Origin of the sequence: Pseudomonas sp. RtIB026 (genome assembly GCF_016861355.2) — a bacterium.
GTDB lineage: Bacteria > Pseudomonadota > Gammaproteobacteria > Pseudomonadales > Pseudomonadaceae > Aquipseudomonas > Aquipseudomonas peradeniyensis.
Map to the genome: position 1 here is coordinate 1,234,702 of NZ_AP023348.2, position 13,259 is coordinate 1,247,960.

A 13,259-nucleotide genomic window follows, 5' to 3' on the forward strand; every position below is an offset into this window, starting at 1 on the left:
TGGCCCACACTACTTGAACAGCAACCGCCCCTGCGGCAGGCTTGCATGAAACAAACGACGCTTGTCGGGAGAGAGATACACAATGGCACTCATTAGCATGCGCCAGATGCTGGACCACGCCGCCGAGTTCGGCTACGGCGTTCCGGCTTTCAACGTCAACAACCTCGAGCAGATGCGCGCGATCATGGAAGCCGCCGACAAGACCGACTCCCCGGTCATCGTCCAGGCCTCCGCCGGTGCCCGCAAATACGCCGGTGCTCCCTTCCTGCGCCACCTGATCCTGGCGGCCATCGAAGAGTTCCCGCATATCCCGGTGTGCATGCACCAGGACCATGGCACCAGCCCTGACGTGTGCCAGCGCTCGATCCAGCTGGGCTTCAGCTCGGTGATGATGGACGGCTCGCTGAAGGAAGACGGCAAGACCCCGTCCGACTATGACTACAACGTCCGCGTCACCCAGCAGACCGTGGCGTTCGCCCACGCCTGCGGCGTGTCGGTGGAAGGTGAGCTGGGCTGCCTGGGCAGCCTGGAAACCGGCCAGGCCGGCGAGGAAGACGGCGTTGGCGCCGAAGGCATCCTGGACCACAGCCAGATGCTGACCGACCCGGAAGAAGCCGCCGACTTCGTCAAGAAGACCCAGGTCGATGCCCTGGCCATCGCCATCGGCACCAGCCACGGCGCCTACAAGTTCACCAAGCCGCCAACCGGTGACATCCTGGCGATCGATCGCATCAAGGAAATCCACAAGCGCATCCCCAACACCCACCTGGTGATGCACGGTTCCTCCTCGGTGCCGCAAGAGTGGCTGGCGATCATCAATCAGTACGGTGGCGACATCAAAGAAACCTACGGCGTGCCGGTCGAAGAAATCGTCGAAGGCATCAAGTACGGCGTGCGCAAGGTCAACATCGACACCGACCTGCGCTTGGCCTCGACCGGTGCCATGCGTCGTCTGATGGCGACCAACCCAAGCGAGTTCGACCCACGCAAGTTCTTCGGTGAAACCGTCAAGGCCATGCGCGACGTGTGCATCGCTCGCTACGAAGCCTTCGGTACCGCCGGCAACGCCTCGAAGATCAAGCCGATCTCCCTGGAAGGCATGTTCCAGCGTTACGCCAAGGGTGAACTGGCCGCCAAGATCAACTGATCCGGCACCGTTCAACAAAAAAAGCCCGCAGTGATGCGGGCTTTTTTGTGCCTGCTGGTTTGCGCGTCCCGTACGTCGCCTCTCCACCGCTTATACCGTTAGTCGGCTAACATCAATTCCGATGGCGTATAGCCATCTGCCTGCATTGCGTCTTCGGGTGCCGAGTCTAGAGTAACAATCGGATCCAATCACAAGTCGAAGTTGGACTTACCAAGAGAAGCAGCATGGATGGCGCTTATTCACAATCACCGGAAAGCAGCTCGGTGCTGCTGGTCGTAGACGACTATCCGGAGAACCTCATCAGCATGCGGGCCCTGTTGTCCCGCCAGGATTGGCAGGTATTGACTGCCAGTTCAGGGATGGAAGCCCTGAGCACCCTGCTCGCACACGAAGTCGACCTGGTCCTGCTCGACGTGCAGATGCCCGAGATGGACGGCTTCGAGGTGGCCCGCCTGATGCGCGGCAGCCAACGCACGCGGCTGACTCCGATCATCTTCCTCACCGCCAACGAACAGTCCGATGCCGCTGTGCTCAAAGGCTATGCCAGCGGCGCGGTGGACTACCTGTTCAAACCCTTCGACCCGCAGATTCTCAAGCCCAAGGTCCAGGCCCTGCTGGAGCAGCAGCGCAACCGGCGCATGCTGCAGCGTCTGACCCGTGAACTGGAGTCGGCGCGGGCCTTCAACGCCTCGATCCTGGAGAACGCCGCCGAGGGTATCCTGGTGGTGGACGAGGCGGGCTGCATCGGCTTCGCCAACCCGGCCATCTCGCGCCTGCTCGATGCCCCGGTGGACAAGCTGCAGGGCGCGCACATGCTCGACCTGATCCAGCTACCCTGCGCCAACCTGTGGCATGAGTCGGACTTCTACCAGGCCTACCTGGGCCGGCAGATCTTCCGCGTGCACGATGCCCAGTTGCGCACCCTCGGTGGCCAGCTGGTGCCGGTGGCGCTGTCCTGCGCGCCGCTGCCCGCCGAGCAGAAGGCCATGGTGGTGACGGTGCTGGACATGTCGGTGGTGCGCAGCCTGCACCAGCAGCTCGAGTACCAGGCGGTCACCGACCCGTTGACCGGATTGCTCAACCGTCGTGGCTTCTACCAGGCCGCCGAGAGCGCGCTGCTGCGCAACGAGCGCTCGGACAAGGCCAAGGCCTTGATGTACATGGACCTGGACGGCTTCAAGCGGATCAACGACCTGCTTGGCCACGAGGCCGGTGACAAGGTCCTGCGCTGGGTGGCCGATCAGCTCAAGGAATGCCTGGGCAGCGAGGCGCTACTGGCCAGGATGGGTGGCGACGAGTTCACCGCGCTGTTCGATGGCCTGCCGTACCCCGAGCAAGCCGGGCGCTATGCCGAGAAGCTGCTGGAGCGGATGTCGAGCTTCCAGCAGGTGGACGGCCTGGAGGTCAACCTGGGGGTGAGTATCGGCATCGCCACCTACCCTGACTGCGGCGCCAACGTGGAAGGCCTGCTGCGGGCGGCCGATGCCGCGATGTATGCGGCCAAGCAGGCCGGTCGCCAGCAGTACCGCTTCTACGACCAGGAGCTCAACGGCCGCGCCCGCTCGCGGCTGATGCTCGAGGACAGCGTGCGCACGGCCATCGAGCAGAACGACTTCAGCCTGGTCTACCAGCCCCAGGTGGCGTTCGCCGATGGCCGGCTGCGCGGCTTCGAGGCGCTGTTACGGTGGAAGCACCCGAGTGTCGGCGATGTGCCGCCCGGGCTGTTCATTCCCCTGTTGGAAGAGGCGCGCCTGATCAACCGCCTGGCCAGCTGGATCTATCGCAAGGGCGCCGCGCAACGCAATGCCTGGAGTGATCGATTCGGTTCGCAGCTGGTGCTGGGCATCAGCCTGAGCCGCGCCCAGTTCACCATGCCCGGGTTGGTCGATGAACTGGCCCAGGTGATCGACAAGCACCAGCTGCAGCCCGCACAGTTGGAGGTGGAGGTGGCCGAGACGTCGCTGATGTACAACATCGACGCGGCGGTGAAGCAGGTGCACCGCCTGCGTGAGCTGGGCATACGCGTGGCGCTGGACGACTTCGGCGCCGGTGACTGCTCGTTGCGCATGCTGCGTGACCTGCCCATCGACACCCTCAAACTCGACCGTCATCTGGTCGCGCGACTGCCGGGGGCGGCGGCGGACATCGCCCTGGTGCGCAGCGTCATCGGCCTGTGCGCGGCCTATGACATCACGGTGATTGCCGAGGGCGTGGAGACCCAGGCCCAGGCCGAATGGCTCAAGAATGCCGGCTGCGCCTACGTGCAGGGGTTCCTGGTCGCCCGTCCGCTGACCGCCAGCGATGCCGGCAATTTCCCGGCGGTTTTCCCATGGGCGTCGTGATTGGCTAAACTCGCGTCTTCCCGTTCCGAACGCCTGCCATGACCGCCTTACGCTACCTGCAAGCCTACCCGCCGCACCTGCAGGAACAGGTGCGCCAGATGATCGCCAGCGATCGCCTGGGCGACTACCTGCGCCAGCGCTACCCCGAGCGTCATGACGTGCAGAGCGACAAGGCGCTGTACGGCTATGCCCAGGAAATCAAGCAGCAGTACCTGCGCAGTGCGCCGCCGCTGGACAAGGTGTTGTTCGACAACCGCCTGGACCTCACCCACCGGGCACTGGGCCTGAACACGGCGGTGTCGCGGGTGCAGGGCGGCAAGCTCAAGGCCAAGAAGGAAATCCGCGTCGCCTCGTTGTTCCGCGAGGCAGCGCCGCAGTTTTTGCGCATGATCGTGGTGCATGAGCTGGCGCACCTGAGGGAGCGCGATCACAACAAGGCGTTCTACCAGCTCTGCCAGCACATGGAGCCGGACTACCATCAACTTGAATTCGACCTGCGCGTCTACCTGACCTATCGGGAACTGCCGGGCAATACCTGAGGGACAAGCACCCCATGACCACGGAAGTGAGCAAGACCCGCAGCAGCTTCTACCGCCGCCTCTACGTGGCCTGGCTGATCGACAGCCAGACCGCCACCAGCGTGCCGGCGCTGATGGAAGCGACCGGCATGCCCCGGCGCACCGCGCAGGACACCATCGCCGCCCTGGCCGACCTGGATATCGTCTGCGAGTTCGAGCAGCAGGCCGGGGCGCGCAACCATGCCGGGCACTACCGTATCCGCGACTGGGGAGCGATCGACAAGCAGTGGATCATCCAGCACCTGCGCCAGCTGCGCGAAGTGCTGGGTTATCCCTGACAGGCCATGTCCTCTGTGGGAGCGGCTTTAGCCGCGAAACAGACACCGCGCTGTATGGCACGGGCTACGCCCGTGTTCGCGGGCAAGCCCGCTCCCACAGGGACTGCGCAAGTTTTCAGGTTTTGAGCAATACACCCAATTTTCAGGATGTTCCGATGTCTGCCAAGGCCACCAATACACGCTTCAGCAACTACGCCGCCATGGCCGATGGTGTCGCGACCCTGTTGTTCCCCCATGCCGAAGTGGTGGTCCACGACCTGCGCAGCCAGACGGTCGTGCATATCGCCAACAATATTTCCAGACGGCAGTTGGGCGACGACTCGGCGCTGGAGGATCTGCCGGGCGAGCTCAGCGCCACGACGCCGCTGGGGCCCTACGAGAAGCTCAACTGGAACGGTCAGAAAGTGCGTTCGATCAGCAGCGTCATGGTCGATGAGTCAGGGGCTGCCGAGGCGCTGCTGTGCATCAACTTCAACATCTCGGTGCTGGAGCAGGCCAAGCAGGCACTGGACCTGTTCTTCCAGGCCAGCCGCTTGCTGCCCCAACCAGACGTGCTGTTCCGTGATGACTGGCAGGAGCGCATCAACACCTTCCTGCATGCCTGGCTCAGGCAGCATGGCTTGAGCCTCGACGGGCTCAGCCGGGAGCAGAAACGCGAGCTGGTCGAGGCCCTGCACGGGGAAGGTGCCTTCCGCGGCGGCGGTACGTTCGACTACGTGGCCAATATCCTCGGCATGGGCAGGGCGACGGTCTACAAGTATGTGAAGCTCGCTCGGGAGGCCTAGTTTCCAGGCTTGTGCTTGGTGGAAAAATATTCTACGGTGGATTTTTATTCCATTGTGCGTCGGCGCCTGCCTGTCGCTTTCCGAGGAGATTCCGCCCCATGCCTATCGACGATCTGGCGCTCGAGCAGCTGTACCAGTCCATTCTCCAGGCTCATCAGGCCCTGCGCCCGCAGGTGCCGGTCACCCCGCTTGCGCGCAGCCTGGCGCTCTCGGCCATGACTGGCTGCGACGTTCACCTCAAGTGCGAACACCTCCAGCAGACCGGTTCGTTCAAGTTCCGCGGCGCCAGCAACAAGCTGCGCCTGCTGGGCAAGGCGCAACGCAGCAGGGGGGTTATTGCAGCTTCCTCGGGCAATCATGGGCAAGGGCTTGCCCTGGCCGGTCAACTGCTGGATGTGCCGGTGACGGTGTATGTCAGCGATGAAGCCTCGCCGGCCAAGATCGAGGCGATGCGTCTGCTGGGGGCGCAGGTGCAGGTCCTGGAGGTCGATTCGCTGGGGGCGGAGCAACTGGCTCGTGAGGAGGCTGGGTGTCAGAACAAGCCGTTCGTCTCACCTTACAACGATCTGGAGGTCATCGCCGGGCAGGGGACCATCGGCATGGAACTGTTCGAGCAGGCGCCGGACCTGGACGCGGTGTTCGTCGCGGTGGGCGGCGGCGGGATGGTCTCCGGCATCGCCACCGCACTGCACAAGCTGGCGCCGTCGGTGCAGATCATCGGCTGCTGGCCGGCCAACGCGCCGACCCTGCAACGCTCCATCGAGCAAGGCCGGATCATCGAGATGGATGAACTGCCGACCCTGTCCGACGGCACCGCCGGTGGCGTGGAGCCGGACGCGGTCACCTTGCCCATTTGCCAGCGCCTGCTGACGCGCACCGTGCTGGTCAGCGAGGACGAGATCAGGCAGGCCATGCGTGATGCCGCTGCTTGCGAGCGCTGGATCATCGAAGGCGCTGCCGCCGTCGCGCTGGCAGGCATGAAGCAGCTGGCCGGGCACTACCAGGGCAAGAAGGTGGCGGTGGTGTTGTGCGGGCGCAACATCCAGCTGGAGAAATACCTGGAGGCCCTCGCATGAAGATCCACGACCTTCAGGCGATCAAGGCCTGCCTCGACCTTGACGCGATCGAGCGGCGGCTGGTGGACGGTTTCAAGGCCTACAGTGCGGGCCAGGTGCAGGCCCCGCCGGTGCAGACTTTCCAGTTCCCCCAGGCCAATGGTGATTGCTGTATCAAGTCGGCGTATCTCGAAGGCGGCGAAACCTTCGTGGTCAAGGTCTCCAGTGGTTTCTACGACAATCCGGGTAAAGGCCTGCCCAGCAATGACGGCTTGATGCTGGTGCTGTCGGCCCGCACCGGTGAACCGTTGGCCTGGCTGGCCGACCAGGGTTGGCTGACCGCCGTGCGCACAGCCTTGGCCGGGCGCATTGTTGCCCGCCTGCTGGCGCCTCGCGAGGTCGAGGCCATCGGCGTGCTTGGCACCGGCCTGCAGGCCCGCCTGCAACTGGAGTACCTGATGCCGTTGACGAACTGCCGCCAGGTGGTGGTCTGGGGGCGCAGCAAGCAAGGCCTGTCGGACTACCGTGAGCATGCCCGGGCGCTGGGCTTCAGCGTGCGGACGGTCGGACAGCCACAGGCTGTCGCGCAGGCGGCCAACCTGATCGTCACCACCACTCCGTCACGGGAGCCGTTGCTCAGGCGCGAGTGGGTTCGTCCCGGCACCCATATCACGGCGGTCGGCGCGGACTGCGTCGGCAAGCAGGAGCTGGATGCGGCGCTGGTCGCTTCGATGTCGCGAATCATCGTCGACTCGCAGGTCCAGTGCGGGGCCTATGGCGAGGTTTCCGACGCGCTCAAGGCGGGGGCGCTCGAACCTTCCCGCCTATTGGAGCTGGGCGCGGTGCTGGCTGGCCAGGACACTGGGCGTCAGGATCAGCACGAGGTTACCCTGGCCGACCTGACCGGTGTCGCGGTGCAGGATACGCAGATTGCCCAGTGGGTCTTCGAACGCCTGCGCGGTTGAACGATGAAATTATCCACAGTCCGGCCAAAATAGAGGCAATTTGACAGTATTGTCGCGTGCTACAACGATCAGCCTTGTGTAGGCTCCCAGAACAGTAGTCGTTAAGATCGCCGTTACCGCGTGGGTTACCAATTGCGAAAGGACTTGAGCATGCGGCCACTGCTTTGCGTTCTTGGTTTGCTCGGGCTGTTGTGCGCGGGGCCTGCCCTGGCCCATGGCAAGCTGCGGCTGGTGGCCGACAGCTGGCCGCCTTTTACCGACACCAGCATGCCTGGGGGCGGCCTGGCCACCAGCATCGTCACCACGGCGCTGACCCGCGCCGGCTACGCCACCGAGTTCGAGGAGGTGCCCTGGGCCAGGGCGCTGATGGGCGTGGGCGAGGGGCGCTACGATGTGCTGATCAACGCTTGGTACAACAATGACCGTACCTTGATCGGCCAGTTCTCCGACGCCTACCTGGTCAACCGCATCCGCCTGCTCAAGCGCGAGGGTGAAGCGTTCGCCTATGCGCGCCAGTCCGACCTGTATCCCTACACCATCGCCGTGGTGCGCGATTACGCCTATTCCCCCGAATTCGACAGCGACGAGCGCCTGAACAAGGTGCTGGTGCGCAACTTCTCGTCCGCCGTGCGCATGCTGGCGGCCGGCAGGGTCAACCTGGCGGTGGAGGATGAGTACGTGGCGCGCTACAACCTGCAGCGCGAGCCGCAGCCGGTGCGGGAGGGGGTAGCGTTCGTCGACCCGCCGCTGAGCGAGAACAGCCTGCATATCCTGGTCAGCCTCAAACATCCCGAGCACCAGAGCATCGTCGCCCGCTTCGAGAAGGCCATCGCCACGATGAAGGCCGACGGCAGCTACGACCGGTTGCTGCGCCAGCATGGGTTCTGATCTTGTACCTGTGTTGATGCCTTCGCGGGTAAACCCGCTCCCACAGGTCGGGAGCCGTCTTCAGGTGCAATGCGTTCCCTGTGGGAGCGGGTTTACCCGCGAAAGGGCCGGTACAGGGGGCTGAATTTCAGGCCGGCTCACCTTCCTTGATCAAATGCCCCGCCAAGGTCCGCAACGGCCCCAGTTGCCGGCAGATCAACGCCAGTTGCGTCTGCACCAGCCGCTGATGCTCGTCCAGCTCCTCCGGCATCTGCTCCAGCGCATTGGCCAGGGCTTCCTCGGCATCGCTGTGGATCGCCACCGGCAAGCGCGCCGCCAGGCCATTGGCGATTTCGTCGAGGCTGCTGGCCAGGCTTCGCCCGGCGCCATCGATCAGCTGCTCGTGGACCTCGGCCGGCAGCGCCGTGTCGCGGTGCGCCCCCAGCCCCGAGAGGTAGCTGAGCAAGGTGTGCGACAGCACCAGGAAGCGGAAGCCGACATCGGCTTCCTTACGAAAGTGCCCCGGTTCCATCAGCATGTTGGCCAGGGTGGTGGACAGCGCCGCGTCGGCGTTGTGCGCGTTGCGCCGGGCCAGGCGATAGGCCAGGTCGTCGCGCTTGCCGTGGGCGTATTGCTGCATGATCTGACGCAGGTACTCGCTGGCGCAGGCCAGGGTGTTGGCCAGCACCTTGTTCAGCCGCCGGCCTTGCCAGTCGGGCAGGAACAGGAATACCGCGAGAATGGCGATCAGGCTGCCCACCAGGGTATCGAACAGGCGCGGCAGGAACAGGCCGTAGCCATCGCCGATCTGGTTGAAGCAGAACAGCACCATCAGGGTGATCGCCGCCGTGGCCAGGGTGTAGCGGGTGGTGCGATTGACGAAGAACACCACCCCGGCGACCACCGCGAACAGCGACTGGATGATCGGGTTGGGGAACAGGTCGAACAGCGCCCAGCCCACGGTCAGACCGATGGCGGTACCGAAAATCCGCTGCACCAGTTTGCGCCGGGTTGCGCCATAGTTGGGCTGGCAGACGAACAGTGTGGTGAGGATGATCCAGTAGCCTTGAGTCGGGTGGATCAGGTGCACCATGCCATAGCCCACCGACAGCGCCAACGACAGGCGTAAGGCATGGCGGAACAGCAGCGAGGTCGGCGTCAGCTGGGTGCGCAGGCGTTTCCACACATCCTTGAGGTTGCGTGGCGAGCGGTCGAGCAGGCTGCTGTCGCTGGCATCGGCCAGGCTGTCCGGATTGCTCGCGGCGCTGAGCAGTCGGTCCAGGGTGGCCAGGTTTGCCGCCAGCGCCCGCAGCGAGCGCAGCAGGCCGCGCCAGGCCGGGTTGCTCTGGATGCGCAGGTGCTCGAGCGAAGCATTGAGGTCTTCCAGGGCCTCGGGGTAGCCGCTGGCGAGCACAAAGGGCTGGCGCAGGCGGATCGAGCGGGCCAGCTCCTGGCAGGATGAGCCCTGCTTTCGCAGCAGGCGCTGGCAGCGGAACATCACGTCGCTGTGGAAAAAAGCGTCGGTCAGCGCGTTGTAGGGGTAGTGCGAGGCACTGACCCGCTCATGGATGTCCTGGGCCAGGAAGTACAGCTTGAGGTAGCGGCTGACCTTGGAGTTGGGCTGGCTGTTGCCGACCCGGTGCAGGATGATTTCCTTGGCCGCGTTGAGCGCCGCCACCACCCTGCCGTTCTGCTTGGCCAGCTCCAGGCGCGTGGCCTCGACGTCGAGGGTACGCACCGGCTCGAACAGGCTAGCCTTGAGCTTGAGGTAGCTGCCCAGTTCAAAGAACAGCCTGGCCAGGCTCTGCTGCACCGGCTGGTTGGAGAACAGCGCCTGCCACAGCACCGACAGCAAGCCATACCAGGCCGCCCCCGCCACCAGCAGCAACGGCTCGTGCCAGAAATCGCTGACTTCACCACCGCGCTGGTCGACGCCGATCATGGTATAGACCGACAGGATCAGGGTGGCCGAGGCGATCGCCCCGTAGCGTTCGCCCAGGGCCCCGAGCATGGTCAGGGAAAACGCCGCCAGGGCCAGGGCGACGGCGAAGATCCAGGGGTAGGGGAACAGCAGCTCGACCGACAGCGCGGCGATGGCAAAGCAGCCCAGAGTCACCAGCAGGGCGCTGAGCCGGCCTTGCCAGCCATCGTCGGTCTCGGCCAGGGCGCTGGCGATGATGCCGAGGAACAGCGGAATCAGCAGGCTCATCTCGTTCTGGTACCAGCACCAGGCCATGCTGCCGGTGAGGGCGATGGTCACGCGGATGGCGTAGCTGAACTTGTCTTGGCCCCACAGGCGACGCAATGAATGGCGGAACGAGCTCGATGACATGATGGCCCTGGGCTGAGATCGGTTGAATACCTTTGAGGCCGTTTGGGGCCGCTGTGCGGCCCTTTCGCGGCACAAGGCCGCTCCTACAGGAGATCGCGTCCCTCTGTAGGAGCGGCCTTGTGCCGCGAAAGGGCTGCGCAGCAGCCCCAATAAATGGCGCTCCAGCACAGACCAGCAAGAAGCGTTCCGTGCTGCTGAATGGATTCTACTCTACACGAACTGCGCCGCCGCGTTGGCCGAAGCCCAGGCCCACTGGAAGTTGAAACCACCCAGGTGCCCGCTCACGTCCAGCACCTCGCCGATGAAGTACAGCCCAGGGCTTTTCAGCGACTCCATGGTCTTGGACGACACCTCGCGGGTATCGACACCGCCCAAGGTCACCTCGGCGGTGCGATAACCCTCGGTACCGGCCGGGATCACCTGCCAGGCCGCCAGTTTTTCGGCGATCTGGGTCAATTCCGCCGGGGTGTACTGCTTCAGCGGTTTCGAAACGAACCACTGTTCGGCCAGCAGGTTGGCCAGCTTGCGGGTGAATACCTCGCCCAGCACGGTCTTCAGCTCGCTGTTGGGGCGCTCGACCTGCTGGCCCTGCAGCCACTCCAGCGCGTCGCGATCAGGCAGCAGGTTTATCTCCACTGTGTCGCCGGCCTCCCAGAACGACGAGATCTGTAGGATCGCCGGGCCGCTCAGGCCGCGGTGGGTGAACAACAGGTTCTCGCGAAAGCTTGTGCCATTGCAGCTGGCGACGCAGTCCAGCGAGGTGCCCGACAACTCGGTGCACAGTGCCTTGAGCTGGGGCTCGGTGATGGTGAACGGCACCAGGCCAGCGCGGGTCGGCAGCAGCTCATGGCCGAACTGGCGGGCAACCTGGTAGCCAAAGCCGGTGGCGCCCAGGGTCGGAATAGACAGGCCGCCCGTGGCGATCACCAGCGATTGGCAGGCGAACGGGCCGGCGCTGGTCTGCAAAGTGTAGCCGGCCTCGGTCTTCTCGATTCGCTCGATGCTGGTGTTCATGCGCAGCTCGGCGCCGGCCTCGTCGCATTCGGCCAGGAGCATGTCGAGGATGTCGCTGGACTTGTTATCGCAGAACAGCTGGCCGAGCTTCTTCTCGTGGTACGGCACGCCGTGCTTGCACACCAGCTCGATGAAGTCCCACTGGGTGTAGCGGGCCAGCGCCGACTTGCAGAAGTGCGGGTTGTGCGAGAGGAAGTTGGCCGGCTCGGTATACATGTTGGTGAAGTTGCAACGCCCGCCGCCGGACATGAGGATCTTCTTGCCCGGCTTGTTGGCGTGGTCGAGCAGCAGCACCCGGCGCCCGCGGCGGGCGCTGAGCTGGGCACACATCAGGCCGGCGGCGCCGGCGCCGAGGATGATCACGTCGGTGGAGTGCACGGTGTTACCTCTTCAGAATTGCCGGGGCTGCCTTGCAGCCCTTTCGCGGCACAAGGCCGCTCCTACAGGATGTACGCGATCCCCCTGTAGGAGCGGCCTTGTGCCGCGAAAGGGCCGCAAAGCGGCCCCAAAAATAGGTCAGACGATACGGACTTTGAGGGCACGACCCTTGATCTTGCCGCTGTTCAGCCGCTGCATCGCCTGCTTGGCCACCGCCCGCTCCACGGCCACGAACGCCACGAAATCGAAGATGGCGATCTTGCCCACCTGCTTGCCTGGCAACCCGGCATCGCCGGTCAGCGCGCCGAGGATGTCGCCCGGACGCAGCTTGTCCTTGCGCCCGGCGCCGATGCACAGGGTGGTCATCGTCGGCAGCAGCGGCTCGCCGCCCTTGCTCTTGAGGTTGTCCAGCTGTTCCCAGCGCAGCGGCTTGTTCTGCAGGTCCTCGATGGCCTGGGCGCGGTGGCCTTCGGCAGGGGCCACCAGGCTGATCGCCACGCCCTTCTCACCGGCGCGACCAGTACGGCCGACGCGGTGCACGTGGATCTCGGCGTCACGGGCCAGCTCGACGTTGATCACCAGGTCCAGGCCGTCGATGTCCAGGCCGCGGGCGGCCACGTCGGTGGCCACCAGCACCGAGCTGCTGCGGTTGGCGAACATCGTCAGCACCTGGTCGCGGTCGCGCTGCTCCAGGTCGCCGTGCAGGGCCTGGGCGACGATGCCCTTGGCGGTCAGGTGGGTGACCAGGTCCTCGCACTGCTGCTTGGTGAAGCAGAACGCCACGCAGGACTGCGGGCGATAGTGGCCGAGCACGCGGGTCACCGCTTCCAGGCGCTGCTGCGGGTCGATCTCGATGAAGCGCTGTTCGATCTGGCTGTCGCTGTGCAGCGCCTCGACCTTGACCTGCTGCGGCTGGCGCATGAAGTCCTTGGCCAGTTGCTCGATGCCGGCCGGGTAGGTGGCGGAGAACAGCAGGGTCTGGCGGCGCGACGGGGTCTTGCCGATGATGCTGGCGATGGCGTCGAAGAAGCCCATGTCGAGCATGCGGTCGGCTTCGTCCAGGACCAGGGTGTTGAGACCGTCGAGCACCAGGGTGCCTTTGTCCAGGTGCTGCTGGATGCGCCCCGGGGTGCCGACGATGATGTGCGCGCCGTGTTCCAGCGAGGCGATCTGCGGGCCGAGCGAGACGCCGCCGCACAGGGTGAGGATCTTGATGTTGTCCTCGGCGCGGGCCAGGCGGCGTAGCTCCTTGGCCACCTGGTCGGCCAGTTCGCGGGTCGGGCACAGCACCAGGGCCTGGCAGCCGAAGTAACGCGGGTTGATCGGGTTGAGCAGGCCGATGCCGAAGGCGGCGGTCTTGCCGCTACCGGTCTTGGCCTGGGCGATCAGGTCCTGGCCCTTGAGGATGACCGGCAGGCTCTGGGCCTGGATCGGCGTCATCGAGGCGTAGCCCAGGGCGTCCAGGTTGGCCAGCATGGCGGCGGACAGCGGTAGGGTGGCAAAAGCGGTGTTTTCAAC

Annotated in this window: 11 protein-coding genes; 8 read left to right on the top strand and 3 right to left on the bottom strand. The window is 64.8% G+C overall.

Going from position 1 to position 13,259, the window contains the following annotated elements; all coding sequences use genetic code 11:
- Nucleotides 1-82: 82 nt before the first annotated feature.
- The 8 genes from fba to PRtIB026_RS05615 all read left to right on the top strand — a co-directional run bounded on the left by fba (nt 83) and on the right by PRtIB026_RS05615 (nt 8,038).
- The gene (gene fba, locus PRtIB026_RS05580; RefSeq protein ID WP_203648246.1) at nt 83-1,147 is read left to right on the top strand and encodes a class II fructose-bisphosphate aldolase; all 1,065 of its coding nucleotides are present in this window, start codon (nt 83-85) and stop codon (nt 1,145-1,147) included.
- 224 nt (nt 1,148-1,371) lie between these two features.
- Complete coding sequence (locus PRtIB026_RS05585) at nt 1,372-3,489, top strand: putative bifunctional diguanylate cyclase/phosphodiesterase (protein ID WP_203648244.1); 2,118 nt, start codon at nt 1,372-1,374, stop codon at nt 3,487-3,489.
- Nucleotides 3,490-3,527: 38 nt separating this feature from the next.
- Complete coding sequence (locus PRtIB026_RS05590) at nt 3,528-4,028, top strand: M48 family metallopeptidase (RefSeq protein ID WP_023631708.1); 501 nt, start codon at nt 3,528-3,530, stop codon at nt 4,026-4,028.
- Nucleotides 4,029-4,042: 14 nt separating this feature from the next.
- Nucleotides 4,043-4,345: a winged helix-turn-helix domain-containing protein gene (locus PRtIB026_RS05595; RefSeq protein ID WP_028688318.1), complete on the top strand. Its 303-nt coding sequence runs from the start codon at nt 4,043-4,045 to the stop codon at nt 4,343-4,345.
- A 155-nt stretch (nt 4,346-4,500) separates the two neighbouring features.
- A complete protein-coding gene (locus tag PRtIB026_RS05600) occupies nt 4,501-5,130 on the top strand; it encodes a helix-turn-helix transcriptional regulator (protein ID WP_203648242.1) in 630 nt (209 codons plus the stop codon).
- A 98-nt stretch (nt 5,131-5,228) separates the two neighbouring features.
- Nucleotides 5,229-6,206: a threonine/serine dehydratase gene (locus PRtIB026_RS05605; RefSeq protein WP_203648240.1), complete on the top strand. Its 978-nt coding sequence runs from the start codon at nt 5,229-5,231 to the stop codon at nt 6,204-6,206.
- Nucleotides 6,203-7,150, top strand: coding sequence for an ornithine cyclodeaminase family protein (locus PRtIB026_RS05610; RefSeq protein WP_267813673.1), 948 nt, complete (start codon nt 6,203-6,205; stop codon nt 7,148-7,150). Before PRtIB026_RS05605 ends, PRtIB026_RS05610 begins: the two co-directional genes overlap by 4 nt.
- A 150-nt stretch (nt 7,151-7,300) precedes the next feature.
- The gene (locus tag PRtIB026_RS05615) at nt 7,301-8,038 is read left to right on the top strand and encodes a substrate-binding periplasmic protein (RefSeq protein ID WP_267813674.1); all 738 of its coding nucleotides are present in this window, start codon (nt 7,301-7,303) and stop codon (nt 8,036-8,038) included.
- Nucleotides 8,039-8,165: 127 nt separating this feature from the next.
- Here the strand turns inward: PRtIB026_RS05615 and yccS are convergent, their stop codons facing one another.
- The 3 genes from yccS to dbpA all read right to left on the bottom strand — a co-directional run bounded on the left by yccS (nt 8,166) and on the right by dbpA (nt 13,217).
- On the bottom strand, nt 8,166-10,349 hold the full coding sequence (gene yccS / locus PRtIB026_RS05620; protein ID WP_254464087.1) for a YccS family putative transporter: 2,184 nt from the start codon (nt 10,347-10,349) through the stop codon (nt 8,166-8,168).
- 210 nt (nt 10,350-10,559) lie between these two features.
- Nucleotides 10,560-11,741, bottom strand: coding sequence for an NAD(P)/FAD-dependent oxidoreductase (locus PRtIB026_RS05625; RefSeq protein ID WP_203648236.1), 1,182 nt, complete (start codon nt 11,739-11,741; stop codon nt 10,560-10,562).
- Nucleotides 11,742-11,879: 138 nt separating this feature from the next.
- Nucleotides 11,880-13,217 carry an ATP-dependent RNA helicase DbpA gene (gene dbpA, locus PRtIB026_RS05630; RefSeq protein ID WP_231845326.1) on the bottom strand — a complete coding sequence of 446 codons (1,338 nt, stop codon included), beginning with the start codon at nt 13,215-13,217 and terminating at the stop codon, nt 11,880-11,882.
- Nucleotides 13,218-13,259: the final 42 nt, after the last annotated feature.